The 25,208-nt window shown below is 70.7% G+C and carries 26 protein-coding genes and 3 pseudogenes; 11 read left to right on the plus strand and 18 right to left on the minus strand.

Annotation, left to right across the window (positions count from 1 at the left end):
- The 8 genes and pseudogenes from BCY76_RS20760 to BCY76_RS20770 all read right to left on the minus strand — a co-directional run.
- The coding region (locus BCY76_RS20760; RefSeq protein WP_442935360.1) for a PfkB family carbohydrate kinase at window positions 1-89 on the minus strand (89 nt) is incomplete at its 3' end.
- Window positions 90-331: 242 nt separating this feature from the next.
- A pseudogene (locus BCY76_RS20765) lies at window positions 332-889 on the minus strand (PfkB family carbohydrate kinase); the annotation flags it as partial.
- Window positions 840-1,163, minus strand: a complete 324-nt coding sequence (locus tag BCY76_RS17680) for a thiamine-binding protein (RefSeq protein ID WP_070158511.1) — start codon at window positions 1,161-1,163, stop codon at window positions 840-842. The pseudogene BCY76_RS20765 and the gene BCY76_RS17680, both read right to left, overlap by 50 nt.
- On the minus strand, window positions 1,160-2,209 hold the full coding sequence (locus tag BCY76_RS13260; RefSeq protein ID WP_336582382.1) for a glycerophosphodiester phosphodiesterase: 1,050 nt from the start codon (window positions 2,207-2,209) through the stop codon (window positions 1,160-1,162). The genes BCY76_RS17680 and BCY76_RS13260 overlap by 4 nt, the downstream gene beginning before the upstream one ends.
- The gene (locus BCY76_RS13265; RefSeq protein WP_139827798.1) at window positions 2,125-3,462 is read right to left on the minus strand and encodes a hypothetical protein; all 1,338 of its coding nucleotides are present in this window, start codon (window positions 3,460-3,462) and stop codon (window positions 2,125-2,127) included. The genes BCY76_RS13260 and BCY76_RS13265 overlap by 85 nt, the downstream gene beginning before the upstream one ends.
- 263 nt (window positions 3,463-3,725) lie before the next feature.
- Entirely contained in the window at window positions 3,726-5,066 is a 1,341-nt protein-coding gene (locus tag BCY76_RS13270; RefSeq protein WP_139827799.1) for an endonuclease/exonuclease/phosphatase family protein, read from the minus strand.
- Between the two features lie 230 nt (window positions 5,067-5,296).
- The gene (locus tag BCY76_RS18225) at window positions 5,297-5,401 is read right to left on the minus strand and encodes a methionine/alanine import family NSS transporter small subunit (RefSeq protein ID WP_170922698.1); all 105 of its coding nucleotides are present in this window, start codon (window positions 5,399-5,401) and stop codon (window positions 5,297-5,299) included.
- Window positions 5,401-7,046 (minus strand): annotated as a pseudogene (locus tag BCY76_RS20770) (sodium-dependent transporter). The gene BCY76_RS18225 and the pseudogene BCY76_RS20770 overlap by 1 nt, the downstream one beginning before the upstream one ends.
- A gap of 340 nt (window positions 7,047-7,386) precedes the next feature.
- Here BCY76_RS20770 and BCY76_RS13280 point away from each other — a divergent pair.
- Window positions 7,387-9,462 carry a BCCT family transporter gene (locus BCY76_RS13280; RefSeq protein WP_083277637.1) on the plus strand — a complete coding sequence of 692 codons (2,076 nt, stop codon included), beginning with the start codon at window positions 7,387-7,389 and terminating at the stop codon, window positions 9,460-9,462.
- A gap of 110 nt (window positions 9,463-9,572) precedes the next feature.
- On the opposite strand, the gene BCY76_RS13285 is transcribed toward BCY76_RS13280, so the two are convergent.
- The 4 genes from BCY76_RS13285 to BCY76_RS13300 all read right to left on the minus strand — a co-directional run bounded on the left by BCY76_RS13285 (window position 9,573) and on the right by BCY76_RS13300 (window position 13,775).
- Window positions 9,573-10,406: an aldo/keto reductase gene (locus BCY76_RS13285; RefSeq protein ID WP_070161234.1), complete on the minus strand. Its 834-nt coding sequence runs from the start codon at window positions 10,404-10,406 to the stop codon at window positions 9,573-9,575.
- 120 nt (window positions 10,407-10,526) lie between these two features.
- A complete protein-coding gene (gene nagA / locus BCY76_RS13290) occupies window positions 10,527-11,669 on the minus strand; it encodes an N-acetylglucosamine-6-phosphate deacetylase (RefSeq protein ID WP_070161233.1) in 1,143 nt (380 codons plus the stop codon).
- Complete coding sequence (locus BCY76_RS13295) at window positions 11,666-12,937, minus strand: PTS transporter subunit EIIC (protein WP_083277636.1); 1,272 nt, start codon at window positions 12,935-12,937, stop codon at window positions 11,666-11,668. The genes nagA and BCY76_RS13295 overlap by 4 nt, the downstream gene beginning before the upstream one ends.
- Window positions 12,938-13,004: 67 nt before the next feature.
- A complete protein-coding gene (locus BCY76_RS13300; RefSeq protein WP_237090151.1) occupies window positions 13,005-13,775 on the minus strand; it encodes a GntR family transcriptional regulator in 771 nt (256 codons plus the stop codon).
- A 165-nt stretch (window positions 13,776-13,940) separates the two neighbouring features.
- On the opposite strand from BCY76_RS13300, the gene BCY76_RS13305 reads away from it, so the two are divergent.
- From BCY76_RS13305 to BCY76_RS13335, 7 genes are all read left to right on the plus strand, one after another.
- Window positions 13,941-14,984: an SIS domain-containing protein gene (locus BCY76_RS13305; protein WP_083277635.1), complete on the plus strand. Its 1,044-nt coding sequence runs from the start codon at window positions 13,941-13,943 to the stop codon at window positions 14,982-14,984.
- A gap of 70 nt (window positions 14,985-15,054) precedes the next feature.
- The gene (locus BCY76_RS13310; RefSeq protein ID WP_070161229.1) at window positions 15,055-15,288 is read left to right on the plus strand and encodes a glucose PTS transporter subunit EIIB; all 234 of its coding nucleotides are present in this window, start codon (window positions 15,055-15,057) and stop codon (window positions 15,286-15,288) included.
- Window positions 15,285-15,761, plus strand: coding sequence for a PTS sugar transporter subunit IIA (locus BCY76_RS13315; RefSeq protein ID WP_139827800.1), 477 nt, complete (start codon window positions 15,285-15,287; stop codon window positions 15,759-15,761). Before BCY76_RS13310 ends, BCY76_RS13315 begins: the two co-directional genes overlap by 4 nt.
- A 346-nt stretch (window positions 15,762-16,107) precedes the next feature.
- The gene (locus tag BCY76_RS13325) at window positions 16,108-16,620 is read left to right on the plus strand and encodes a hypothetical protein (protein WP_085437800.1); all 513 of its coding nucleotides are present in this window, start codon (window positions 16,108-16,110) and stop codon (window positions 16,618-16,620) included.
- Between the two features lie 176 nt (window positions 16,621-16,796).
- On the plus strand, window positions 16,797-17,609 hold the full coding sequence (locus tag BCY76_RS20505; protein WP_336582389.1) for a bifunctional transcriptional activator/DNA repair enzyme AdaA: 813 nt from the start codon (window positions 16,797-16,799) through the stop codon (window positions 17,607-17,609).
- Window positions 17,510-18,427, plus strand: coding sequence for a DNA-3-methyladenine glycosylase family protein (locus BCY76_RS20510; protein ID WP_336582394.1), 918 nt, complete (start codon window positions 17,510-17,512; stop codon window positions 18,425-18,427). Before BCY76_RS20505 ends, BCY76_RS20510 begins: the two co-directional genes overlap by 100 nt.
- A complete protein-coding gene (locus BCY76_RS13335; RefSeq protein WP_083277634.1) occupies window positions 18,424-19,017 on the plus strand; it encodes a methylated-DNA--[protein]-cysteine S-methyltransferase in 594 nt (197 codons plus the stop codon). The genes BCY76_RS20510 and BCY76_RS13335 overlap by 4 nt, the downstream gene beginning before the upstream one ends.
- A 75-nt stretch (window positions 19,018-19,092) precedes the next feature.
- Here BCY76_RS13335 and BCY76_RS13340 read toward each other — a convergent pair whose 3' ends face one another.
- Entirely contained in the window at window positions 19,093-20,754 is a 1,662-nt protein-coding gene (locus BCY76_RS13340) for an MFS transporter (protein ID WP_085437803.1), read from the minus strand.
- Between the two features lie 83 nt (window positions 20,755-20,837).
- On the opposite strand from BCY76_RS13340, the gene BCY76_RS13345 reads away from it, so the two are divergent.
- Window positions 20,838-21,491: a winged helix-turn-helix domain-containing protein gene (locus tag BCY76_RS13345; RefSeq protein ID WP_085437801.1), complete on the plus strand. Its 654-nt coding sequence runs from the start codon at window positions 20,838-20,840 to the stop codon at window positions 21,489-21,491.
- Window positions 21,492-21,496: 5 nt separating this feature from the next.
- Here BCY76_RS13345 and BCY76_RS19550 read toward each other — a convergent pair whose 3' ends face one another.
- The 3 genes from BCY76_RS19550 to BCY76_RS13355 form a co-directional block, all read right to left on the minus strand.
- Entirely contained in the window at window positions 21,497-21,811 is a 315-nt protein-coding gene (locus tag BCY76_RS19550; protein WP_237090152.1) for a LytTR family DNA-binding domain-containing protein, read from the minus strand.
- An 8-nt stretch (window positions 21,812-21,819) separates the two neighbouring features.
- Complete coding sequence (locus BCY76_RS19555) at window positions 21,820-22,290, minus strand: LytR/AlgR family response regulator transcription factor (RefSeq protein WP_237090153.1); 471 nt, start codon at window positions 22,288-22,290, stop codon at window positions 21,820-21,822.
- A gap of 72 nt (window positions 22,291-22,362) precedes the next feature.
- Complete coding sequence (locus BCY76_RS13355) at window positions 22,363-23,262, minus strand: CPBP family glutamic-type intramembrane protease (RefSeq protein WP_139827802.1); 900 nt, start codon at window positions 23,260-23,262, stop codon at window positions 22,363-22,365.
- An 87-nt stretch (window positions 23,263-23,349) separates the two neighbouring features.
- Here BCY76_RS13355 and BCY76_RS13360 point away from each other — a divergent pair, with 87 nt between their 5' ends.
- Window positions 23,350-23,967, plus strand: coding sequence for a TetR/AcrR family transcriptional regulator (locus BCY76_RS13360; protein WP_070161218.1), 618 nt, complete (start codon window positions 23,350-23,352; stop codon window positions 23,965-23,967).
- A gap of 56 nt (window positions 23,968-24,023) precedes the next feature.
- Here BCY76_RS13360 and BCY76_RS18690 read toward each other — a convergent pair whose 3' ends face one another.
- Together BCY76_RS18690 and BCY76_RS20775 are read right to left on the minus strand one after the other, a co-directional pair.
- The gene (locus BCY76_RS18690; RefSeq protein ID WP_070161216.1) at window positions 24,024-24,485 is read right to left on the minus strand and encodes a sensor histidine kinase; all 462 of its coding nucleotides are present in this window, start codon (window positions 24,483-24,485) and stop codon (window positions 24,024-24,026) included.
- Window positions 24,486-24,497: 12 nt separating this feature from the next.
- Window positions 24,498-24,647 (minus strand): annotated as a pseudogene (locus BCY76_RS20775) (histidine kinase); the annotation flags it as partial.
- A gap of 93 nt (window positions 24,648-24,740) precedes the next feature.
- Here BCY76_RS20775 and BCY76_RS18695 point away from each other — a divergent pair.
- Window positions 24,741-25,082 carry a hypothetical protein gene (locus BCY76_RS18695; protein ID WP_201791137.1) on the plus strand — a complete coding sequence of 114 codons (342 nt, stop codon included), beginning with the start codon at window positions 24,741-24,743 and terminating at the stop codon, window positions 25,080-25,082.
- The last annotated feature ends 126 nt before the right edge of the window (window positions 25,083-25,208 follow it).

Consider the following 25,208-nt stretch of genomic DNA (forward strand, 5'->3'; position numbering starts at 1 on the left):
AGCGTCGGCGTCGAGCGCCGCCGCCAGGCGCCCACGAACGCGTCCCCCGCCCCGGTGGTGTCCACCACGTCCACTGCGGGTGCCGGCACATGTGTGACCTCGACGCCGGACCCCGGCAGGACCGGCCGAGGTAGGCCCGGCCGCCCCGGCCGTCATCACCACCGAGGGCCTCGCCGTCGGAGACCAGCACCCGCACGGCCGCCAACCCTCCGCCGACGGGCCCCTCGGCGGCGCCGGGGGTCGATCCCCGGGAGCCGGCCAGCAGCGCAGCGGCATGCACGGCCTCATGCTCATTGACCACCAACGGGTCAGCACGACGCAGCGTCGCCGCGGAGACCTCCACCGCGGGTGCCAGGTTCAGCACCACCCGCCCCTGGGCGAGGCGTGCGGCCTCCTCCACACCCTCCCGGGGGATCTCGCCCTGCAGCACGACGACGGCGGCCTGGCTCAGCCGTGCCTCATGTCCGGCGACGGCGTCACGGTCCAACTCCGTGTTCGCCCCGGGGATCACCACGATCGAGTTCTCGCCGACGTCGTCCACCGTCACCACGGCGAGTCCGGTGGGTGCTGCAACGGTGACCAGCCCGGTGAGGTCCACGCCGGCGGCGCGCAGACCCGACTGCGCCGGCTCGGCGAACTCGTCGGAGCCGACCGCGCCGATGAACGTCACTGATGCGCCGCGGGCGGCTGCGGCCACAGCTTGGTTCGCGCCCTTCCCGCCGGGACGGACCTCCAGGTCCTGCCCCAACACGGTCTCCCCCGGGGCGGGGTGTCTGCGGGCACGGACGATCAGGTCGACGTTGATCGAGCCGACCACCACGACGCCCACGATGCCGCGCTCAGTCGCCGAGGGCGGATTCGAGTCGGGCGACCTTGCCCTCCAGCTCACCGCTGTGACCGGGACGGATGTCCGCCTTGATGACCAGGGAGATGCGACTGCCGTAGGGGGCCACCGCCTGGGTGGCGCGCTTGACGACGTCGAAGACCTCGTCCCACTCGCCCTCGATCTCGGTGAACATCGCGCTGGTGCGGTTCGGCAGCCCGGAGTCCCGGACCACTGCCACCGCGGCGGCGACCGCCTCGTGGACGGAGCCGTCCTCGGTCTGGCCTTCATGGCCGGGCTGCGGAGTGCCGGAAGGTGCCACAGAGAATGCCACGATCATGGCACCAGACTAGGGGCGCGCTCCGTGTCCTGACCAGAGGTGCTCACCGCCGCGATGACCCGGGCGGGGAAGTTCGTGGTCATCTCCTGCACGCCCAGAGCCAGCAGCAGCTCGACGTCCTCGAGCTCGTCCACGGTCCAGACCCGCAGGCCCGTCCCGCGGGCCAGCCAGGCCTTCACGTCGGCGCGTCGTTCCCGCACGAAGCGCATGCCCGGTCCGGCCAGCCCCACCTGGGCGTTCCACACCATGGCCTCGCAGTCGCGGGCCGTGCCGCGCATGACTGCCGAGACCACGGGCCGCAGCGCGAAGGAGAACCGCAGGTGCTCGAGCCGACGCAGCACCTGCTCCTCGGTGACCTGGTCGAAGAGCGCACAGAGCTTCTCCGGGGGCACCATCTCCGCCAGGTGGAGGAGGGAGCCCGGGGAGAAGCTCATGAAGGAGACGTCGACCTGCGGAGCCGAGGCCGCGGCGTGGCGAGACCGGGCCCCTCGGCCCGGGACCAGCGAGGTCTCCGGGTCCCAGCCGAATCGCAGCAGGATCTGCAGCACCTTCTCCTCCAACCGGTGCCCGAAGGGCGAGGGGTGCTTGAGCTCCACCGCCAGGCCGACATCCCGGCCCGCGTCGACCAGCAGCTCCAGCAGATCCTCGAACGTCATCAGCTGCTCGCCGGGGCGCCCATACTCGGCGGGCAGCCGCGGCGTCTTCCAGGAGTGCACGTCGAGCCGGCGCATATCGGCCAGGGTCAGGTCGGCGACCGCGCCATGGCCGTCCGAGGTGCGGTCCACCAGGGCGTCGTGGAAGCAGACCACCTCTCCGTCACGGGTCAGGTGCACATCGATCTCGATGCCGTCCGCCCCTTCGTCCAGGGCACGTCGGTAGGCAGCCCGGGTGTGCTCCGGGAAGAGGCCGGAGGAGCCCCGGTGGGCGTAGACCTTCGCCCGACGGCGGGGACGCAGGGGGGTCATGAGGTCCAGGTCCGCCGGCAGCGGGTGCAGCGCGGGGTCGGGGATGCGCCCCACCGGGTGGGCCTGGGGCAGCGGGGACACCGGGCCGCTGGATCCGTGTCGACGTCGTTCATCAGCCACGGCTTCACGCTATCCCGCCGAGACCAACGGCGTGCGACGTCCAGGCGACGTGTCCCGGCGACTCCGGGTGAACAGCAGGCGACAGGTCGGCCCCTCCCCTGCCCGGGGCTGTGGGTCGACCGGCCGCGCCGTCCATCAGGCGTCCCGATCCTCGCCAGGGGTTGCGGATGCGGAGCCTCGGGGGCGCGCGACGGCGACTCGGGCGCCTCGGCCTGGACCTTCTGCAGCTGCTGCTCGGCCCGCTGAGCACGCTTGCGTGCACGTTCCAGCTTGAGCTCGCGGCGGCGGGCGTCGCTGTCACTGCGACGCTCCTTCAGCTGGGTCCGACGCTCGGCACGCAGCTCCTTCTTCCTCCCGCGGCGCTCCTTCCGGTCGGCGCGGAACTTCTCGCGCTCCAGCGCGCGGCGCATGTCGTCGATCAGTGCCTGGGGGGTCTGCTCCGGAAGCTCCCCGAAGGTGCGGTGCGCGGCGCGGACGATCTGCTTGGCCAATACGTGGTTGGCCGCTCCGCCGACCACCGCGCCGATCCCGAAGGGGATCGCACGGGCCACCATGGTGGTCCCCTGGCGGATGAAGAAGCGCTTGACGAACTGCCGCTTGATCTGGTCCACGACGAGGCCACCCACACTGGATGAGCTCGCCAAGGATCGCATCGGCACCAGGGTGGAGAACGGTCCGGCGCCGCGGCCATCCACCTGCTCGGAGAGCTCCCCGAGCAGCTGGCGCCCTTCCTCGCCCAGCATGATCCCCATGACGAGGACCTGGGCCCGCTGCGGGTCCTCCGTGGAGACCCCGGACAGCTCGGCCACAGACTGCGCGTACAGGGCGCTGGTCTCCAGGAAGCCGCCGGTCGCCACTGCCGAGAGTCCCAAAGACACGACGGTCCCCACCGAGGGGATCGCCGCGGTCGCGCCGATGGCGGCGCCCGCTCCGGTCATCACGCGGACGAACTCCTTGTCCAGTTCTCGCGCCAGCTGCCGGTTGCTCAACGTCGGGTGGTTCTTCCGCAGGTGACGCAGATTCGCCATCACCAGGGGGCGCTGCACGGTGACGGCGCGGGTCAGGAAGCTCTCGGCGGCCGGGGTCAGGCTCCCGTCGTCGGCGAAGGCCTGTCGGGAGGCGAAGGTCAGCGCCTGCTGGCCGAAGAAGGTCGCGGCCGCGCCCCGCATGATCGACCGGCCGCGCCGCTCCTTCTTCCGGCGGGGAGCCGGCACGGGGCGTGGACTGGAGGGCCGGGGCGCCGGTGCCGGCGCTCGGCAGGGGCGGGCGTGCGGTCGAGGGCACCACCGCGGGGGATCAGCGAATCAGGGGTCATTCTGCGGCTCCGATGGGTCGTCAGCTCCTCTGCCGCGGACGGGCCGCGACCGGGAGACGGGGACGGGGCGTTCTCCAAGGGAGACTAACGCATCCACCAGGACGCGGGGCAGTCGGGGCGCACCGCTGACGGGTCAGTCGGTCGCTCGGCCCGTGGGACGCGTCAGGGCGCCTGAAGATCCACCCAGACGAGGCGGTCGGCGAGCACGGCGTTCCCGGCGGGGTCCACCAGGTCGAAGCCGAACTCACCCTCGGCGGGCCAGAAGATCCCGGAGTCGCTGACCTCGGCCTCGGCGTCGGGCAGCACGAGGGAGACGCGCCGATCCGGCTCCCCCTCGACGGCCCGGGTAGCGTGCTCGTCGGTGTCCGTGTCGTCTCCGGCGCGCGCGCTGAGCGGCTGGTCCGTGACGGCCTCCGGGAGCGGGTCCTGCACTGCCGGGGAGTCCAGCAGCGGCAGGTCACGGTCGTCCTCGGGCTCGGCCTCGGCCGGGGCGCTGTCCCCGGGCCCGGCGCCGGGCTCGCCGACCACCACGAAGGAGGAATCGGGCTCGAGGGCTCCGGCCTCCCCGACGTCGTCATAGATGTAGGCGCCGCCCTGAGGGTCAGCGGACACGTAGTCCTCGATGAAGCGGCGCTCGTCGGCTGCTCGGACGTCGTCGAAGCTGCGGGCCTCCTGCTCCGGCGTCTGGCTGTTGGCGATGACGTGGAGGGTCTCGCCGTCGTCGCCGATCTCCACCGGCACGTCCCACAAGGAGGTGGCCGAGAGCCGCAGGACGGACTTGTCCAGATCGGAGTAGTCGGCCTGGGGCAGCGAGTTGTCCGGCATGTCCTGCCACAGGAAGTCCTGGAAGGTGCGGACCTCGTCCTCGAGGATCGGGTACGCCGAGTAGACCACCATCCCGTGCTGGCCGGGGAACTCGCCGTAGCCCAGGGCGTCGCCGGGGCCGCCGATGCGGCCGTCGCCGTCGAGGTCGGTGCCCGAGTCGATGCCCGAGTTCGTCGGGGCGGTGTAGACGTAGGGCAGGTCCAGGCCTGCCGGGGCCAGATAGCGGGCGTTGAGGGTGTCTGCGATCCGACCGTCGGAGTCGTGGGTGATGCCGGTGAGGACCAGGATGTCCGGGGCGTTCAGATGCGCGGTGCGGGCCACGGTCCGAGCGGCAGGGCTGTGCCCGCCGCGGAGGGTCTCCAGCACGGTCTCTGCCGAATCGCCCGTCAGGCCCGCGTGCAGGGTGGCGACCCGGACATCGCCCTCGGCCTTCTCCACCGTGGTGTCCGCGGCGTCGGCAGCATCCGCGGCCTCCTCGGGCGCCGGCGTCGGCAGAGGCTGCCCGGGGGCCGGGTACGACGGCAGCGACGGCGCGGAGGACTCCTCGCCGTCGCTGGCATGTGTCGCATGCGCCGGACCGGCGGCTCCCAGGAGGAGCCCTCCGGCGATTCCGGCGGTCGCGCTGATCGCCAGGGTGCGGCGAAGTCCGTGCGCGGACATACGTGGGCCTGTAGGCATGCTGACCACCGTAGCGGCGGCCGGTGCCTCATCCAACCCAGATCAGCTCAAAGATTGAACAGTTACGGAGGTGTGACACTCGGGCGATGGAACGATTCATCGTTGTGACATGTTCGTGATGTGGATGCATGGTGACACACGCCACAGCGGGGCCGCCCCTGACCGGGACGACCCCGCCGTCACGATGCGCCTCGGGCCTCAGCCTCCAGACCGCCGCCCGAGGCGTCGCCTCATCCTTGGTCAGGATGCTTGGAGAGGTGCACGATCGCCGCGACCAGACCACCCCAGACGGTGATCAGCGCGACGAGCATCATCACGATCGCTGCAGCGTCCATCAGCGCTCCCCTCCTTCCGACGCGGACGAGTCGGCGGGTCCGCCGCGGCGGCGGCCATCGGCGCCGACCAGCTCGTCATAGTTGTCCTCATCGATCTCCGGGTCCTCCATATGCATGGCCGACCGGGCGTTCCACGGGCTCAGCGTCAGCACCACCGCGAGCACGGTGACCAGCGCCAGCGAGCCCCAGCCGAATGTGGCCACCACCCAGGTGTCGAAGCCGCCGTAGCCCTCGGCGATCTTGTCGGAGATGTCCATGTAGAGCAGCACGGCCAGCACGATCGGCAGCACGATGCCGATCAGCGCCTTCCAGACCGTGCCGACCCGGAAGGAGCCGTAGGCGTTGAGGCCCGCGGCCAGCACGTCCATCTTCCGGAACACCCAGGCCACCAGCAGGACCGCGACGAAGGCGCCGCCCACGATGCCGATGTTGTTGGAGAACGCGTCGACGGTGTCCAGGATGGTCACCCCGGAGACCCCGCCGATCAGCACGATCGAGATGATCGCGCTGGAACCTCCGACGACGGCGACCGTCAGACCGCGCGACCAGCCCGTCTTGTCCTTCACCGCGGAGATCACGACCTCCAGGATGGAGATCTGCGAGGTGAAGCCCGCCAGGGTCAGCGAGCCGAAGAACAGCACACCCACCAGGGCGGAGGCGGGAGCCTCGGAAATGATCGTCGGGAAGGCCACGAACGCCAGCCCCAGCCCGGAGGAGACGACCTCGTCCACGGCCGTGTTGGCCGCCAGCGCCAGGAAGCCCAAGGCCGAGAAGACACCGATGGCCGCCAGCAGCTCGAACGAGGAGTTCGCGAACCCGACCACGAGACCGGACCCGGTGGCGTTCGACTTCCGCTTCAGGTACGAGGCATAGGTGATCATGATGCCGAACCCGACCGAGAGGCTGAAGAAGATCTGCCGTAGGCCTGGATCCACACTGTAGCGTCCGTCAGCGCGCCCCAGTCCGGAGTGAACAGGGCGTTCAGCCCGGCGGCGGCACCCTCGAGGGTCAACGAATAGGCCACCAGGATGGCGAACATGACGAACAGCACCGGCATCCCGATCAGGGACACCGTGGCGATGCCGCGGCGCACGCCGACGGCCAGGCAGAACAGCAGCAGCGCCCAGACGGCGATCAGCGGCCAGCCCACCTGCGCCACGAAGTCCACCGACAGACCTGCGCCTTCGGCGCCGCCGCCGTCGTACTGCAGGTACTCGGCGAAGAAGAAGCCCTCGGCGTCGTCGCCCCAGGCCTGGGACAGTGAGAACCAGGTGTAGCTGGCCGCCCAGGCGATGATGGCCGCGTAGTAGATGGAGATCAGGAAGCAGATCCCCACCTGAAACCAGCCGATGACCTCCGCGCCGGGGTGCAGACGCTTGAAGGCCATGGGCGGGGAGCCGCGGAACTTGTGGCCCACGGCGTAGTCGAACAGCAGGATCGGGATGCCTGCGGTGAGCAGGGCGATGAGATACGGGATCAGGAAGGCGCCGCCACCGTTCTCATAGGTGATGTAGGGGAAGCGCCAGATGTTGCCCAGCCCGACAGCCGAGCCGATGGCGGTGAGGATGAAGGCCTTCCGGCCTGCGAAGGACTCGCGGATCCGCACGCCGCCGGCCGAGCCCGAGGAGCCGACAGAGCTGCTCATGGTCTCTCTCCTGACGGAAGAAGAAGAATTGATTGGATAACCTCTTATCCTGACAGAACATCTGCGCTATCGTCACCAGTCAGGGCCGCGCGGCTTGCCCTCGGGACTCCACTTAAGGCCTAATGGACCATGAGCGTCAGTTTTTCGAGAATGCGATGCGCCATGACCATGACGCGTCGACGCCGCTGCAGACTGCTGACCAGGCGACTGCTCCTCCGGGAGGACCTGGCGGCGCGCACGGCTCCGCCGTCTTTTTCATGCCTTCACCACGATCGAGACGCTGACCGAGACGACACTGCAGCACAAGATTTCACGGTAATACACAACCAAGGAGGACTTCATGGCTTCGCACACCGAAGCAGAAGTGAGCCATTGGTCGGTGAGCTACGTCTGGCGAAGCCTCAGCAAGCCAGTCTTCATCCCGGCCGTCCTGATCATCGCCGCCGCCCTGATCTTCGCCACCTGGTTCGGCCGGGAGCACGGCGACGAGGCCTTCGAACAGCTCAACAGCAACATCGTCAACGGGATCGGCTGGTGGTACGTCGCCATCGTCACCGGGTTCGTGCTCTTCGCGATCTGGGCCGGGCTCTCCAAGGCGGGCAACATCCGACTGGGCCGGGATGACGAGAAGCCGGAGTTTTCGATCCTGTCCTGGTTCACCATGCTGTTCTCCGCCGGCATGGGCATCGGCCTCGTGTTCTGGGGCGTGGCCGAGCCGCTGTGGCACATGGTGGCCCCGCCGGACATCAGTGGTGAGGTCGGCGTCGACGCCGCCGGTGAGACCCTGATGGCCACTCAGGCCGAGCTGTCCGGCACGGCCATCGGCCAGTCGCTGTTCCACTGGGGCCTGCATGCCTGGGCGATCTACGTGGTCGTCGGGCTGGGCCTGGCCTATATGACCTTCCGCCGTGGGCGCCCGCTGTCCATCCGGTGGCTGCTCGAGCCGGTCTTCGGCCGGCGGCTCATCGAGTCCTGGGTCGGTCACGTCATCGACGTCGTCGCGATCGTCGGCACCGTCTTCGGCGTGGTCACCTCGCTGGGCCTCGGCGTCCAGCAGATCGCCGCGGGGCTCGAGTTCATGGGCTGGGCGGAGTCCAACACGGCGCTGCTCACCTGGCTGATCGTGGGCATCACCGCCATCGCCACCATTTCGGTGATCACGGGTGTCCACAAGGGACTGAAGTGGCTGTCCAACATCAACATGACCATGGCCGCCGCCCTGGCCATCTTCGTCCTGCTGGCCGGCCCCACGCTGTACCTGCTGCAGCAGCTGGTGGCCAACGCCGGCGAGTATGCCTGGGCGTTCCCGCAGCTGATGTTCGAGACCGGCGCCTCCTACGCGGGCGGCGACGGCGGCGGCTGGTCCGCCGACTGGACCATCTACTACTGGGGCTGGTGGATGAGCTGGGCACCCTTCGTGGGCATGTTCATCGCCCGCATCTCCCGGGGCCGCACCATCCGTGAGTTCGTCTTCGGCGTGCTGCTGGCCCCGACCCTGATCGGCATCATCTGGTTCTCGATCTTCGGATCCTCCGGAATCTACTACCAGCTGACCGAAGGCGTCATGGTCGACGCCGAGGGCAACATCGGTACCGAGGCCGCGCTGTTCACCTTGCTGGAGCAGCTGCCGATCGCCTCCATCACCGCAGTGGTGGCGATCCTGGTGATCGCGTTCTTCTTCATCACCTCGTCCGACTCCGGCTCGCTGGTGGTCGACATCCTCTCCCACGGCGGCCGTCCCGACACGCCTCGCCTGACGCGAGTGTTCTGGGCTCTGGTCGAGGGTGCGGCGGCCATCGTGCTGATCGCCGCCGCGGGCGAGGCGGCCGACGCAGCTCTGCGCGTGCTGCAGGTCAGCTCCATCGCCGCAGCCGCCCCGCTGTCCATCGTGCTGGTGCTGGCGGTGATCGGCATGATCCGGATGCTGTACTACGAGGGCGCGACGGCGCCTCGCTATGTGCGGATTCGCCCGCAGGCCTCCCCGGCCTCCCTGGTGGACACCGCCCGCGAGGTGGCCGGGGCCGAAGAGGGCCCCGCGGTGGAGCGGAGCCTGCGCAAGATCGTCGCGGGCCAGGGCCGGGCCCTGTCCGGGTTCTTCGGCGGCACGTCCTCGACCCTGTCCGGCCTGCCATCCGGCACCGGCCGTGGGGTCACGGACAACACCGTCACCACCACGGACGAGATGGTCTTCGCCATCCACGACGTCCCGGCCCACGCGACGCAGGTCAACCCGGAGACCGGCACGCTCAACCTCGACGAGGAGGCGTATTACCACGACCCGATCGCCGACGAGCAGTTCGACACCCCGGAGTTCGCCGAGTCCGCCGAGGGCTGGGAGCAGGAGTCCGGGCACCTCTACGACGAAGTCGTCGGCAACGGCGACTCCGGCGAGGAGGAGGAGAACCCGCAGGCCTGACCCGCTGAACGGTCCCTGAGAACGCCGCTGGGCCCCGTCCGAATCATCGGACGGGGCCCAGCGGCGTTCTCAGGCGGCTGCGATCATAGGACACCGCAGCCAGGCGGGGGTCAGGAGCCGGGATTGAACTCGGCCGGGTTCGGGCCGAGGCGCCCGCCCTTCTCCAGACCGTCGATGGCCTCCAGCTCGGCGTCGGTCAGCTCAAAGCCGAAGACGTCGAAGTTGGCGGCGATCCGCTCGTCGGTGACCGACTTCGGGAACAGGATGCGGCCCTGCTGCAGGTGCCAGCGGATGACCGCCTGCGCCGGGGTCACTCCGTGGGCCTCGGCGGCGGCCCGCACGGCCGACTCGTCGAAGACCTGCCCCTGCGCCAGCGGGCTCCAGGCCTCGGTGGCGATGCCGTGCTTCTGGTTCGCCTCCACGACCTCGCGCTGCTGCAGGTAGGGGTGGATCTCGATCTGGTTGACCGCAGGGGTGCGGCCGCCCAGGGCCACGATCCGGTCCAGGTGCTCCTCCAGGTGGTTGGAGACGCCGATCGAGGTGGACAGGCCCGCCTCAGCGATGTCCTCCAGGCCCTCCCAGGCACGCAGGTACTGGTCGGTGGCCGGCGCGGGCCAGTGGGTCAGGTACAGGTCCACGCGGTCCAGGCCGAGCTTCTCCAGGGAGGTCTCCATGGCGGCCTTGGCCTCAGCGCGGCCGAAGTCCGAGACCCAGAGCTTGGTGGTCACGTAGAGCTCGTCACGCGGAATCCCCGAGGCGGCGATGGCGCGCCCGACGCCCTCCTCGTTGCCGTAGACGGCCGCGGTGTCGATGTGCCGGTAGCCGACCTCGAGGGCCTTTGAGACCACACGCTCAGCGTCCTCGGCGGGCACCTGCCAGACGCCGAAGCCGAACTGCGGGATCTCCGTGCCGTCGTTGAGTGTGACAGTGGGTACAGCAGTCATCGCTTCCTTCTCTCTCACGGGTACACAGGCGAGCGAGAGCGCTCACGCCAGGTGTGAACCACCAGGATGTCAGGTTCATTCCGGCAACCAGCCATTTGTCTCCGGTGGCGCAACAAAACGTCACGACGACGGCGCGCCCTCCAGCCAGGCGCCCCGCGTCATCACCGCGCGCACCTCCAGATCATCACCCAGGACCACGAGATCGGCGAGGGATCCCGCCGCGAGGGTGCCGACCTCCTCGAGCCCGACCATCTGCGCCGGGTGGGCCGTCGCGGCCTGGAGGACTTGGCCCAGGGGAAGCTGCGCGCGCTGCACGCTGTGCCGCACGGCGGCCGAGATCGTCAGCGTGGAGCCGGCGATCGAACCGAGCTCTCCGGAGGGCTCCACCACGCGGGCCTCGCCGTCGTCCACCTGAACCTCCAGGCTGCCCAGCCGGTACCGGCCGTCGTCGGCCGCCGCGGCGGACATGGCGTCCGAGACCAGCACGCACCGGTGAGGCTTCACCGTGAAGGCCAGCCGCTGCGCGGCCGGGTGGACGTGCACGCCGTCGGCGATGAGCTCCACCCACGCGTCCGGATCCTCCAGCAGCGCGGCGACCGGGCCGGGCGCCCGGTGATGCAGGGACGGCATCGCATTGAACAGATGGGTGCCCACACTGGCCCCGTGGGTCAGCGCCTCGCGGATCAGATCGTAGTCGGCGTCCGTGTGGCCCACGGCGGCGACGACGCCGGCATCGACGAGCCTGCGCACCGCCTCCAGGCCTCCGGGCAGCTCCGGGGCGAGAGTGACCATGCGGATCAGCCCGGTGGCGAGGAACTCGTCGAGCGCCTGCAGATCGGGCGCGCGCAGGTGCTCCTCATGATGGGCGCCGCGACGCCGGGCGTTCAGCCAGGGCCCCTCCAGGTGGACGCCGGCGATCTCGCCGGACTCCACCAGCTCCCGCAGCCCGGCCAACGAGTCGCGCATCACCGGGTAGGGGTCGGTGACCAGTGAGGCCAGCATGGTGGTGGTGCCGTGACGCAGGTGTGCCGCCCGGACCGTGCGGGCCGCCTCCGCGCCGTCGAGGAACGAGGCCCCTCCCCCGCCGTGGACATGGACGTCCACGAATCCCGGGGAGAGCACACCGTGCTCGATGCTGACATCTGCCGGTGCGGGCGGCTCCCCCGGACCCGACTCCACGATGCGCTCCCCCTGGAGGAGGAGCCACCAGGGGGACACATCGCCGGCGGGGGTCAGGGCCGCCGTCGCGTGGATCAGCGTCATCCGCGCTGCTCCGAGGCGGGGGTGGACTCGGCGTCCTCGTCCTCACGGCCGGGCGTCTTGAGGTTCCAGAGCCTGATCACCGCGCGGAACAGCACGTAGTAGATCACCGCGTAGCCCAATCCGATGGGGATCAGCAGCCAGGGGTCAGTACCGATGTTCCAGTTGAGCACGAAGTCGAAGAGACCGGCGGAGAAGCCGAAGCCCATCTTGATCTCCAGGAAGTTCACCAAGGCCATCGCCGTACCCGTGAGGAATGCGTGGATGACGTAGAGCGGGAACGCGACGAACATGAAGGCGAACTCGAGCGGCTCGGTGACACCGGTCAGGAAGGCGGTGAGGGCACCGGCGCCCATCAGACCACCGACGGCCTTCTTCTGCGACGGCCGAGCCGCGTGATAGATGGCGAGGGCGGCAGCCGGGAGGGCGAACATCATGATCGGGAAGAAGCCGGTCATGAAGGACCCGGCCGTGGGGTCTCCGCTGAGGAATCGGGCGATGTCACCGTGGACGACCGTGCCTTCGGCCGTCTCATAGGAACCCAGGATGAACCACGGCGGGTTGTTCAGGATGTGGTGCAGACCCAGCGGGATCAGCAGGCGGTTCATCATGCCGTAGACGAACCCACCGAGCACGGCGTTCGCCGCGACCCATTCACCCAGGGCCGTGATCCCGGCGTCGAAGAGCGGGTAGATGAAGCTCATCAGCACGGCGATGATGATCGCCGCCAGCGCGGTGATGATCGGCACGAAGCGCCGGCCGCCGAAGAACGCCAGGTACGGGGGCAGCTTGATGCGGTAGTAGCGCTGCCACAGCCAGGCCGCGACCAGACCGATGACGATGCCTCCGAGCACGTGGAAATTGATCAGGGCCTGCTCCTCACCCTCGGCCGGTGCGCCGAGCACCAGCGGCGACATCGCCTCAGTGACGGCGTCATAGACCAGGTACCCGATCAGGGCGGCGAGTGCGGTGGAGCCATCGGCCTTCTTGGCCATGCCGATGGCCACACCCAGGGCGAAGAGCAGCGGCAGGTGGGCGAACAGAGCGTCACCGGCACTTCCGACGACAGACGCGACCTGGTTCCAACCCAGTCCCTCCTCGCCGAGCAGGTCGGGCTGGCCGAGACGCAGCAGCAGAGCCGCTGCCGGCAGGGACGCGATGGGCAGCAGCAGGCTGCGGCCGAACTTCTGCACCGGCGCCAGGTTGATCTTGGGCATCGTGGATCTCTTCTTGGTCTCGGGGCCGCTGTCGGCGGTTTCGGGCGAACTCATCGGAGCGCTCCTTCCAGGGGCGAGTGAATCGGTGGTGGTGGGGTGGTTCTCTGTGGAGTCGGGCCGTTCAGGAGGACGACACGTCGTCCCGGCTGAGACTCATGTGGACCTGATAGCGGTCCCCGCGGTAGCGGGAGACCACATGCTCGGCCGGTCGGCCCGCCGCGTGGGAGACGCGACGGAAGACCAGCAGCGGGGTGGCCGGCTCGGCCTCCAGCATCCGTGCCGTCGGAGCGTCCGCCGCCTCACCCCACAGGGTCTGCTCGGCGGCGTCGATGAGGACGCCGTAGTCGGCGGAGAAGATGTCATAGAGGGACCCTGCGAGGTCCCGGCGGTCGAGATCCGGGAACAGGGAGGCCGGATACCATCCGGTCTCCACGGCGATGGGCTGCCCGTCGGCGCAGCGGACCCGGGTCAACGCCCAAGCCCGGCCACGCGATCCGGGGGTGTCCATCCCCAGCGAGGCGGCCGCCTCCGGAGGAGGTTCCACCGCCTCGCAGCTGATCAGCCGTGTGGTCGGGTGCAGCCCGCGGCGGCGCATGTCCTGGGTGAAGGACGCCAGGTGCAGCCGGCTCTCCAGCCGGGGCTGCACCACGAAGGTCCCCTTGCCGGGCACCCGCCGCAGCAGACCGTCCACGATCAGTGAGTCCACAGCCTTGCGGACGGTGGCGCGGGAGACCCCGTACTCGGTCATCAGCGTGCGTTCCGAGGGGATCATCTCCCCCGGCGTCAGCGACTCCGTGGCCAGGCGCGCGACGGCGGCGCTGAGCTGGATGTGCTTCGGCTCAGGACCATCGGTGATGCGCTGGTCCTGCCGCTGCTCGTCCTCCAGGGTCACGTGATCCACCTCTCGACAACTCGCTGCGTGATTGATACGGTCTGGTACGTACCAGTTGACTATGGCGTCGATCACAGGCGATGTCAAGGGCACCACCACACAGCCCGTCGGTCCTTCTCCCGAAAGCAGGAATCCATGTCCCTCCCGCAGGCACGGTCTACCCAGATGGCGCGAGAGATCGCCGAGCAGCCCGAGGCGCTGCGCGCCACCCTCGAGGCGCTGCTCCCGTCCCAGGGACGTCTCAGCGAGCTGCTCTCCGGCCGACGCCACGTCCTCTTCGCCGCCCGCGGCACCAGCGACCACGCCGCCGTCTACGGCCGCTACCTGCTGGAGACCCAAGCCGGCCTCACCGGTGGACTGGCCTCCCCCAGCGTCGCCACGCACTACCGGTCCGACCTGGACCTCGCCGACTCCGTGCTCGTCAGCGCCTCGCAGTCCGGGCGCACGGAGGAGATCGTCGCCACCCAGCGCTGGGGCCGCGACCACGGTGCGGCCGCCGTCGCGCTGACCAACGGTGCCACCTCCCCGCTGGCGGCCGAGGCCGACGTCGCCCTGATCACCCGTGCCGGCGAGGAGCTCGCCGTCCCGGCGACCAAGTCCTACACCGCCCAGCTGGTCGGCATGGTGGTGCTCACCCTCGCCGCGCTGCGCCGGCGAGACCCGCAGGCCGCGGACGCCCTGGAAGAGCGGCTGCGTCACGTCCCCGAGGCCGTCGAGCGCCTGCTCGCCGCACGCGCCGGGGTGGACGCCGCCGTCGAGGTCCTCGCCTCCCACCGCACCACGGTGGCCACAGGTCGCGGCCTGCTCATGGGCACCGCCCTGGAGACCGCCCTGAAGATCGAAGAGACCTGCCTGCGCCCAGTGCGCGGGTACTCCTACGCGGATCTGCGCCACGGTCCCATCGCCGCCGTCGGTGAGGGCGTGGCCGCCGTCGTGCACGCCGCCGCGGACGGCCCGCTGAGCGAGCCGATGGTCCACCTGGCCCGCGACCTGCAGGAGCGCGGTGCCACCGTGATCGGCATCGGAGGAAACCCCGAGTTCCAGGCCGCCGCGGACGTCCACGTGCCCGGTGCCGACCTGCCGGAGACCCTTGCCCCGCTGGCCAACATCGTGCCCGCCCAGCTGATCGTCGAGGAGCTCTCCCGCACTCTGGGCCTCGACCCGGACGCGCCCCAGGGCCTGGCGAAGGTCACCCGCACCGACGCGTGACCTGCCCCGGCATCCCGCAGCTACACCCACCTCGACCGCACCACCCACACCCCTAGAGAAGGAGCCCCTCATGGCTGACCGTGCAGAGCAGATCCTGGCCGGACTCGGCGGATCCGAGAACATCATCGAGATCGAGCCGTGCATCACCCGGCTGCGCACCGAGGTCGAAGACGCCTCGCTCGTGGACGAGAAGGCCCTCAAGGCCGCAGGCGCCCACGGCGTGATGATCAGCGGCACCGTGGTGCAGGTGGTCGTCGGACCTGAGGCCGACACCATCGCCGAAGACATCGAGGACCTCCGGTGACCGCTGAGAGACCGGCAGTCTCACCGACGCGGGTGGCCGCCCCCTGCCCGGGGCGGGTCCTCCCCCTCAGTGAGGTGCCGGACCCGGTGTTCTCCTCCGCGATGGTCGGGCCCGGCATCGCCCTGGACCCGTCGCCGGAGGAGACCACCGTCTGCGCCCCGCTGGCCGGGAAGATCGTGAAGATCCACCCGCATGCCTTCGTGATCCAGGCCGAGTCCGGCGTCGGGGTGCTGGTCCACCTGGGTATCAACACGGTCCGACTCGAGGGTGAGGGCTTCGAAGTCCTGGCCGAGCAGGGCGCCACCGTGCACCGCGGCGACCCCATGGTCCGCTGGACGCCCGGGGAGATCACCGGCGACGGGATCTCCACCGTCATCCCCGTGGTGGCGCTGGACCAGCCGGAGGATGCCGTGACGACGACGACGGCGGACCACGTCACCGCCGGAGACGACCTGCTGCAGATCTCCCGGTGACCTCACCGGCCCGCCGAGCACGGGACGACGCCCTCATCCCTGGTCAGCGGGACGCTCCTGCCTTAGTCTGACTGCATCGACGACGTCGCGGAGCCAGCCTCCGCGGCGTCGTCACCGCCCGGTGCAGCTGCCGCCTGACACCGGCGGCACCCGCACCAGTCGAGCAGCAGAGGAGCAGAGATGACATCGTCCCCCGAGGCCGCGGCGCGACGGCGCCGTCGTCGGCCGTGGCCCTGCTGATCCTGGCGGCCCTGGGTGCCGCCGGCGCCGCGGGTGCCGGCATCGCCCAGCTGGCCTCCGCCGCCGACGACCACCTGATCTACGACGCCTGGCGCGCCTCGGCCTGGTGGTCTTCGCCGGACTGTTCGCCCTGGTGGCCTGGCGGCCGACCGCCTACCCCGGCGTGCTGGAGCTGGCCTTCCTGCACAAGCTCGGCCTGGCGCTGGTCGCCTGGTCCCAGCTGGAGACGGCCGACGGCGCCTGGTTGACGCTCATCCTGGACGGTCTGCTCGCGGTGGGGCTGCTGGTGGCCTATGTGCTGCTGGGCTGCCACCGGGCCTGGAAGCGCGCCAAGCCCGCCGACGCCGTCGCGGACTCCCCGGCGGCGAGACTGGGGCGGAAGTCCTCCGGGAAGTCCCCACGGAAGTCCTCGGGGACGGAGCCCGCGACGCTGGAGGCCACCAAGCCGATGCCCGACCCGAGCGGACGCGGCGACCGACCGACCTCCACCGGCAGCACCTCAGGATCCGGGACCTCCACCGGCCCGAACGCGGCCGACGGCGGCTCCGGTGACTCCCAGGGACCCAGTGACTCCCAGGGGCCCGGGGGCATCCCCCGTCCGCCGCGCTCCTCCCGCTGAGCAGCCCCCTGCCCCTGCCTCCGGCCGAGTTGGTCTGGAGTTGTGGATACTCGAGTCGATCGAGTCGAGTATCCACAACTCCAGACCAACTCGGCGTAGGGGGGAGGTAGCCCGGCCGAGACAACGATGTCGGATTCCTGCTGGCGCCGACGGCGTCACCGGCGCATGCTGGTGACGTGACCACCTCACTGCTCCCCGACGCCGAGGCCTGCATCAAGGCCGTGCGCACCCGTGACGCCCGCTTCGACGGGCGGCTCTACGTGGGCGTGACCAGCACGGGGATCTACTGCCGACCCAGCTGCCCGGCTCCGCCGCCGAAGCGTGAGCATCTGACCTTCCACCCGACGGCCGCCGCGGCCCAGCGCGCCGGGTTCCGGGCCTGCCGCCGCTGCCGCCCGGAGGCCTCTCCCGGCTCGCCGGAGTGGAACATCCGCCAGGACACGACCGCCCGGGCGATGCGGCTGATCGCCGACGGCGAGGTGGACCGCACCGGCGTGGAAGGACTCGCCGCGTCCCTGGGATACAGCTCCCGGCAGGTGGAACGGGTGCTCCGCGCCGAGCTCGGGGCCGGGCCGATCGCCCTGGCACGGGCCCAGCGGGCCTCCACCGCGCGGACGCTCATCGAAGGCACCGCGCTGAGCTTCACCGAGATCGCCTTCGCCGCCGGGTTCTCCTCGGTGCGGTCCTTCAACGAGACGGTGCGCGCCGTGTTCGCCGCCTCCCCCAGCCAGCTGCGGGCCGCCCGCCGCAACGGACGATCCGTGGCCGTCGTCCGGCCGGGGCAGGCCGCTGACCGGGCACCCCAGGACGACGGCGGCACCCCGCACCGGCTGAGGCTGCGACTCGCTACCGGCCCCCGCTGCACGTGCCGAGTCTGTTCGGGCATCTCATCGCCACCGCCGTCCCCGGAGTGGAGACCTGGTCCCCGGCCTCTGGGACCTTCCATCGGGCACTGCGCCTGTCGCATGGCCTCGGGGTGGCCTCCCTGACCCCGGACGACGGCGAGCGCGGCCGGATCGACGCCGAGCTGCGGCTCACCGATCTGCGGGACCTGACCTCCGCGGTGCAGCGGTGCCGCCGTCTGCTGGACCTCGATGCGGATCCGGTCGGCATCGACGAGGCCATGAGCGCCGACCCGGTGCTCGCCGAGCTGGTGGCCAGCACCCCCGGCTGCCGCCTACCCGGCACCACCGACCCCGAGGAGCTGGCCTTCCGTGTGGTGCTGGGCCAGCAGGTCTCCACCACCGCCGCCGGTACGACGGGTGCCCGCCTCACCCGGGCCGTCGGCGACCCGCTGCCCGATGCCCTGCGTGTGCCCGACGGCCCCACGCATCTGTTCCCCACGGCCGAGGCCCTCGCCTCAGCAGGGGCCAGCGCCTCCTCCGACGACGACGACGGCACGGCCCCGCGGGGAGCAGCCTGGCCAGGCATGCCGGCGTCGCGCCGCGAGACCCTCCACGGGGTGGCGGATGCTCTGACCTCCGGGCGGCTGCGTCTCGATGTCGGCGCTCCCTGGGCGGAGGTCCGCCGCGAACTGGCCGCCCTGCGTGGGATCGGCCCGTGGAGCGTGGAGATGATCGCACTGCGCGGGCTGGGGGATCCGGACGCCTTCCCCGCCACCGACCTGGGAACCCGCGTGGCCGCGGAGGCGCTCGGCCTGCCCGGTGACCCGCGCCCGCTGACCGCACGCGCCGAGGCCTGGCGGCCCTGGCGCTCCTATGCCACCGCCCTGCTGTGGGCGAGCAGCGACCACGCCGTCGCCCGCCTGCCGCAGTCCTCACCCCACACGAAGGAGAGCAGCCCATGAGCCGCACCACCACGCACGCCACGGAGCATCCGCGGGCGGCACAGACCTCAGACGCCGCACAACGCTCGCTGTCCCACAGCATGATCGACTCCCCGGTGGGTCCGCTGGCCCTGGTGACCGACGGAGAGGCGCTGACCGGCGCATACATGGCCGAGCACCGCCACACCACCGCGGAACGCTGGGGCGAGGCGGTGGCCCTCGAGGACGCCGCCGCCGTCGTGCGCCGCGCCGCCGAGCAGCTGGGCGAGTACTTCGCCGGCGACCGCCGGACCTTCGACCTGCGCCTGGCGCCGGAGGGCACCGCGTTCCAGCAGCGGGTGTGGGCGGCGCTGCGGGAGATCCCCTACGGGGAGACCTGGAGCTACGGACAGCTGGCCGCGCACCTGGGAAGCCCGGGCGCCTCGCGGGCGGTGGGGCTGGCCAACGGACGCAATCCGCTCTCGATCATCGTGCCCTGCCACCGAGTGATCGGCGCCGACGGCTCGATGACCGGCTACGGAGGCGGCGTTCCCCGGAAGGAGCATCTGCTGGCCCTGGAACGCGGGGAGCAGCCGCTGTTCCCCGCGACCGGGGGACCCGTGCCCAGCTGAGCGGCGCCGGAGGGCAGCCAGCTGGGCGCAGATCCCCCACATCGACCGGCAGGACCAGGGCGGAGAAGATCAGGGTCAGGCCCAGCGGAACTCGACGCCGCCGCCGAGATCGTGGCGACGGGCATCGCGCTCGGCCTCCGCACGGAGCCGGTCACGGCGCCCTGCCGTGTGCCCTGCCGTGTGCCCTGCCGTGTGCCGTGAGGTCCGGCGTGAGGTCCGGCGGCCCCGATCCTGGGGCGCCTGGGCGTCCGCCTTCGGGCTCACGCCCGGCCCGTCGCCCCTGCCATCGCCACCGTCGTGCCCGCTGCCGTCAGCACCGGTGTCGCCGTCACCATCGGCGTCTCCGCCGTCCTCGGCATGGCGCATCCTCTGCTCGGCGGCCTCCACCATCGACTGCCGCACCTGCGTCATGGACCAGACAACGGCCGCCCCGAGCAGCGCGGCGGCGGCGACGAACACCGTCGGCAGGCCGAAGCGCTCACCGACGAACCCGCCCAGCACCGCGCCCAGCGGCATGAGCCCGAAGCCGACCGTGGTGATCGCGCCGGTCATCCGGCCCAGCACCTCGCCGCTCACCAGACGCTGGAAGAGGGTGAAGGCGATGACGTTGCCGGTCATGTTCAGGAAGCCCTGCAGAAGTCCGGCGAGCAGGAGGACCTCGAAGCGGGGGAAGATCACCGGCAGCAGCATGATCGGCGCCTGGGCCAGGAACGCGCCGAGCATCAGCGGCACCTCGGGAGCTCGCCGCGTCATCCGCTCCACCAGGAAGGACGCGGTGACGGCGCCCACTGCGCTGGCCACGGCGAAGAACGGGTACTGAGCCTCGGTGAGTCCGATGGCCGACCCCTGCCCCACCGCCCAGAGGACGAACACGGACATGAATGCGGTGGAGGCGAGGTTGGCGGTGCAGGACATGATGGCCAGCGGCCGCAGCACCGGGTGGCGCCACACCAGACGCAGTCCTTCGAAGACCGCACGCAGTCCGGCCTCCGACGGCGGCCCCTCCCCCGCGGCGGGAGCCTTCGGCGCCTCTGCGGCCCGCGATTCTCCAGCACCCCGCGGCACCGCAGCGTCTCGCGGCTGACCGGTGCGACCCGCACGGTAGTCGCCGCGCAGCCCGAGGGTGATCAGCAGCACCGCCGCCGCGCAGACCGCCGCGGAGAAGCCCAGCAGCCAGCCGGCGCCGAGCACCACGAGCAGACCCGCCACGGGGCGGCCGACGAAATCGTTGAAGACCTGCTCGGCGGCCATGGTGCGCCCGTTGGCGGCGGCCAGCCGGGAGCGCGGCGCCACCTGCGGGACCATGGTGCGCCCGGCCAGGTCCGCGAAGACCTGGGTCAGTCCGTAGAGACCCATGAAGAGGATCAGCACCTCGATGCCCAGCGCCCCTGCCAGGGCGACCGCGATCAGGCCCACCAGGACGGCGACCCGCAGGCTCAGTGCCACGATCCGGACCCGGCGGCGGTCGGAGCGGTCGATCACCACCCCGGCGAACAGCCCGAACAGGAGCCAGGGCAGCCAGAACAGCGCCGAGAGCAGGGAGATCTCCTGCGGAGACCGGGTCAGCGAGACGGCGATCAGCGGGATGCCGGTCATCAGGACGCCGTCCGCGAGATTCGCCAGCGCCACGCTGCCCAGATGGGCCTGGAACCGCCGGCCGAGAGGTTCGGTTCCGGAGGTGGCCCCGTGGCTGACGCCGTCGTCGGACGTCTGCTCCGCTGTGGTGGTGTGCGCCATGGTGATCATCTCCGTAGACTGGTGCCGAGAAAGGTTTGCAGAGATTTCTCTGCAACAACTTCTATGCAAAGGTATCTCTGCATATGAGCGCGCGCAAGACCCCCGGCCCGGAAAGTTCTGCCCAGCTGCCCGACCAGGCCCCGGAGAAGCTGCCCGGTGAGGCGGATCTACGGATGGACGCGAAGACCATGAAGGCCTTCGCCCATCCGCTGCGGATGGCGATGTACTCCTACCTGTCCGACCAGGGCTCGGCCACCGCCACCCAGTTGGCCAAGCATCTGGACGAGAGCACCGGGCAGACCAGTTATCACCTGCGGCAGCTGGAGAAGCACGGCCTGGTGGAGGAGGATCCGGAGCGCGGCACCGGACGCGAGCGGTGGTGGAAGCCCTCCGGGTTCAGCCTGCGGGCCGAGCTGGTCCGCAATGACCCGCACCAGATGCCGGTGGCTCAGACCGTCATCCAGCACCAGATGCAGGAGCGCCTCCAGACCCTGCGCCGGTGGATGACCCACATCGAGGAGGAGCCGCAGCACTGGATCGAGGCCTCCGTGGACTCGAGCTCGACGGCGACGATGACAGCGGAGGAGATGCGCGCGATGCGCGACGAGCTGATGGCGGTCATCGAACGCCACACCGACGCCGCCTCCGAGCGGGTGAAGACCTCCGGGCCGGGCGGCGACGACCGCCGCGCCCGCGTCTATCTCAGCGTGCTGCCGCTGCCCTCACCCGAGGCCTGAGGCCGTCACACGCCCAGCCGGCGGCGCAGCTCCCGAGCATGGCGGCGGGAGACCTCCACCCGGCTGCGCTGGCGGTCGTTCATCACCAGCACCAGCGCACCACGGAAGTCCGGGACGAGCTCGCGCACATAGCGCAGGTTCACCAGATACGAGCGGTGGACACGGAAGAAGTGACCCTGCAGGCGACGCTCGAGCTCATTCAGCGAGAAGGAGACCAACACCCGTTCATCGCCGAGCTTCAGCGAGGAGTACCCCCGGGCCGCGGAGGCGTAGACGATGGAGTCCCCGTCCACCAGCATGGTCCGACCGTCCTTCTGCACGGGGATCCTCACCAGCGGCTCCGGCTCGGCAGCCGCGGGCGGACCGCCTGGCGCTCAGCGTCGGCCGCGGCAGGGACGCCGTCGTCGTGGCGCGCTCCCGGCTCGGCACGCTCCCCTCCCGAGGAGAGCGCACGCTCCACGGCCCGCTGGAGACGCTCGGCGTCGAAGGGTTTGACCAGATAGTCGGCGGCGGCGAGATCGAAGGCCTCGACGGCGTGGTCCGGGTAGGCGGTGGTGAAGATGACCTGCGGCCGATGCGGCATCTCCCGGAGCTGTTCGGCGATCTCCAGCCCGGAGAGCCCGGGCATCCGGATGTCCAGGAACACGAGGTCGTAGTCCAGGGAGTTCAGCAGCACCAGCGCCTCTTCCCCGTTGGTGGCCTCCCCGACCACCTGCACGCGCCCGACCTCCTCGAGGAGATAGCGCAGCTCCTCGCGGGCGGGGGCCTCGTCATCCACGATCAGCGCGCGGGGCATCATCCGTTCAGTATAGAGCTGGCATCCAGGGTTCCATGACGGGCGTCACAGCGCGGATCCCGCCCCGACCCGCACTCACAGATCCAGACGGCCGCCCGTCCTGCGATACACCCAGACCACGAGCACGGCGTCCACGATCAGCCACGTCACCCATGAGACCGCCATGTACCCCCAGTAGCCGCTGGCCGACGCCGAGGAGAGGGGCTCCATGAAGTTGTACTGCACCATCTGGAAGAGGTTGTTGAACAGGGCGTGGGCGAACACTGCGGGCCAGACGCTGCCGGAGAGATACCGCAGAGCGCTGACGAGGACGGCCGCCAGCAGCAGATCGATGGTCTTGGAGACGACGTCGCGCCCGTCGAGCTCCCCGGCGTGGGCGAGCGCTGCGAGGAGCGGCAGATGCCACAGCGCCCACAGGCCGCCGATGAGGGCGGTGGTCGCCGCGAATCCGTGCCGGCTCAGCAACGACGTGAGGTATCCCCGCCATGCCAGCTCCTCCCCCGCCACGGGGATCATGAACACGACCGCCACCGGCAGCGTCAGCAGCGCGGCCAACGCCGCGCCCTCCACCCAGCGCAGCTCGATCATGCCGGCCGCCCCTGAGGCGAGGAGCGGGACGACAGCGGTGATCACCAGCGCGATGAGAGCCACGAGCGACATCGCGAGGATCGAGCCGCTTCTGCCGCGCAGGGTCGCCCCGGAGGCGGCCCAGAGCCTCCACGGGGCCTCCCCCGCCTCGCCCCCTGGGGCCTGCCGAACCCGGGATCGATGGACGGCATGGAGGACCAGGATCGCCAGGAACGGCGCCCATTGGAACACCGGAGTGAGCACGGTGAGATAGGCCGGATCCGCCCCGGCGTAGACAGGCATGGTCGCCAGCACCACTGCGGCCATGACGAGGACCGCGAAGGCAAGGACGAACGGCGTGGCCCTCGGGCGCCCGGCCGCCAGTTTTGTACGCTGTACAGACTCCATGATGGTCACGATAGAGGTGCCGCAGTGACGCGAACAAGTGGGAGGGCCCGGAAACCTGGCCCACGAGGCGATCTGTCGGTCCCGCTGGTGCTCGCCGCCGCGACCGCGGTGCTCGAGCGGGACGGGATGGACGCCTTCAGCCTCCGGGGCGTCGCCCGCGAGCTCGGCGTGGCCCCGAATGCGCTCTACACCTACGCACGGTCACGCGATGCGCTCCTCGAAGAGGTCGCGGACGCGGCGCTGGAGCACCTGGATCTCACACTCCTGTCCCCCGACGGCGCCAGCCCGAGCCCGGGCACGCCGCGAGCCGACCCAGACGAGGACCAGGAGGCGGCACGACGGCGCGTGGTCGACTTCGCGGCCCACGTGCTGGCGGAGTTCCGTGCGCATCCGGCGATCGCGCGTGTGCTGTTCGACCGCCCGATCGGCGGCCCGGGGGCCTACCGGCTCAACGAGGCGCTGATCGGCGCGATCCACAGGTGCGGCCCGAGCGTGCCGGTTTCCGCCCGCATCGCCTACGCCCTGACGGCCCTGGTCTTCGGCCACGCGATCATCGAGGTCACCGATGATGCACGCACCCGCTGGCCGCCCCTACCTGATCCGGCCACGAGTCCGCTGAGCGTCGCCGGCGCCGAGCCGGTCCCGGAGATCGAGGACGTCTTCCGCTGGTCCGTGGAGAACCTGCTGATCGGATGCGGCTGCTGACCGCTCCCCGGCCCGGACACGGCGTCAGAGCCGGCCTGGAGCCGCGCGGTCGCCCGTCACGTCATCGGCACACGCAGGTCCACCACGGTGCCGCCGCTGCGCGGAGTGGAGATGGAGAGGTCATAGCGGTCCCCGAACAGGGACTCCAGCCGCTCGGTGATGTTCGTCAGCCCCACTCCTGCGTGGCCGACGGCGTCCACCCCGGTCAGCACGCTGTCCTCATGGTCGCCCACATCCTGGTCCCCGCTGAGCAGCTTCGCCAGCACCTCGGCATCCATGCCGACGCCGTCGTCGGAGACCCGGATATGGGTGGTGCGGGTCAGCGGGTCCACCCGGGCCCGCAGCCGCACTGTGCCGCCCTCCTTCTTGTCCGCGATGCCGTGCTTGACCGCGTTCTCCACCAGCGGCTGGATGGTCAGCACCGGCACCCGGGAGGTCAGCACCTGCGGGTCGATGTCGTAGCGGACCTGCAGCCTGTCCCCGAAGCGGGCCTGTTCCAGGGACAGGTAGGTGCGCACGAAGTAGTACTCCTGGGCGAACTCGGCGAAGTGCCCCTCCTGGCGGACCGCGTAGCGGAAGAACTCGGAGAGCCGCAGCAGCAGCTCGCGGGCCTCCTCCGGCCGGGTGCGCGCCTTGGAGGCGATGGTGTTGAGGATGTTGAACAGGAAGTGCGGATTGATCTGAGCCCGGAGGCGTCCAGCCGGGCGTGGGTGGCCAGGCGGCGCTCCCGGTCCAGCTCAGCGAGCTCCAGGTGCAGGGACAGCATGGTGGCCATGTCCTCCACCAGCTGTTTGGGCGGGATCTCGGTGCGCGCCTGGAACACCCCCAGGGAGCCCACCACCCGCGAGCCGATGGCCAGCGGTGCGATCACCGCGGAGCGCAGCGCACAGTCCGGGACCTTGCAGCCCAGCCCGGCCGCGTCCCGCACCACCACGGTGCGGCCCTTCTCGATGGCACGCACCGCCGCGCGGGTCTGCATCTCCCCGCCCACCCGGTGGTGGTCCGCCCCCGGCCCCACGAAGGCGAGGATGTCCTCCCGGTCCGTGATCGCGATGGCGTCCCCGGAGAGCATGGGACGCAGCAGCTCAGCGGTGCGGCGGCCGCGTCCGGGGTGAGCCCGGAGCGCAGCGGCACCGAGCGTCCTGCAGCCGCCAGGTCCCGCACTCCGCGGGCCGCCTCGAGCCGGTCCCGCTCATCCCGGGGCGGGATGCGGCCGCCCCACGCTGCCGCCCACTCGGCCG

The organism is Nesterenkonia sp. PF2B19, from assembly GCF_001758425.2.
Taxonomy (GTDB): domain Bacteria; phylum Actinomycetota; class Actinomycetes; order Actinomycetales; family Micrococcaceae; genus Nesterenkonia; species Nesterenkonia aethiopica.

Coding starts and splice junctions, on each gene's coding strand:
- BCY76_RS13345 (WP_085437801.1), top strand. CDS start 20,838: ATGAGCGCGCGCAAGACCCCCGGCCCGGAAAGTTCTGCCCAGCTGCCC.
- BCY76_RS13285 (WP_070161234.1), bottom strand. CDS start 10,406: ATGACTGCTGTACCCACTGTCACACTCAACGACGGCACGGAGATCCCG.
- BCY76_RS13305 (WP_083277635.1), top strand. CDS start 13,941: ATGGCGCGAGAGATCGCCGAGCAGCCCGAGGCGCTGCGCGCCACCCTC.
- BCY76_RS13295 (WP_083277636.1), bottom strand. CDS start 12,937: ATGAGTTCGCCCGAAACCGCCGACAGCGGCCCCGAGACCAAGAAGAGA.
- BCY76_RS13310 (WP_070161229.1), top strand. CDS start 15,055: ATGGCTGACCGTGCAGAGCAGATCCTGGCCGGACTCGGCGGATCCGAG.
- BCY76_RS18225 (WP_170922698.1), bottom strand. CDS start 5,401: ATGGACGCTGCAGCGATCGTGATGATGCTCGTCGCGCTGATCACCGTC.
- BCY76_RS13335 (WP_083277634.1), top strand. CDS start 18,424: ATGAGCCGCACCACCACGCACGCCACGGAGCATCCGCGGGCGGCACAG.
- BCY76_RS13340 (WP_085437803.1), bottom strand. CDS start 20,754: ATGGCGCACACCACCACAGCGGAGCAGACGTCCGACGACGGCGTCAGC.
- BCY76_RS19555 (WP_237090153.1), bottom strand. CDS start 22,290: ATGATGCCCCGCGCGCTGATCGTGGATGACGAGGCCCCCGCCCGCGAG.
- BCY76_RS13355 (WP_139827802.1), bottom strand. CDS start 23,262: ATGGAGTCTGTACAGCGTACAAAACTGGCGGCCGGGCGCCCGAGGGCC.
- nagA (WP_070161233.1), bottom strand. CDS start 11,669: ATGACGCTGATCCACGCGACGGCGGCCCTGACCCCCGCCGGCGATGTG.
- BCY76_RS18695 (WP_201791137.1), top strand. CDS start 24,741: ATGTCCTCCACCAGCTGTTTGGGCGGGATCTCGGTGCGCGCCTGGAAC.
- BCY76_RS13270 (WP_139827799.1), bottom strand. CDS start 5,066: ATGCCTACAGGCCCACGTATGTCCGCGCACGGACTTCGCCGCACCCTG.
- BCY76_RS13280 (WP_083277637.1), top strand. CDS start 7,387: ATGGCTTCGCACACCGAAGCAGAAGTGAGCCATTGGTCGGTGAGCTAC.
- BCY76_RS17680 (WP_070158511.1), bottom strand. CDS start 1,163: ATGATCGTGGCATTCTCTGTGGCACCTTCCGGCACTCCGCAGCCCGGC.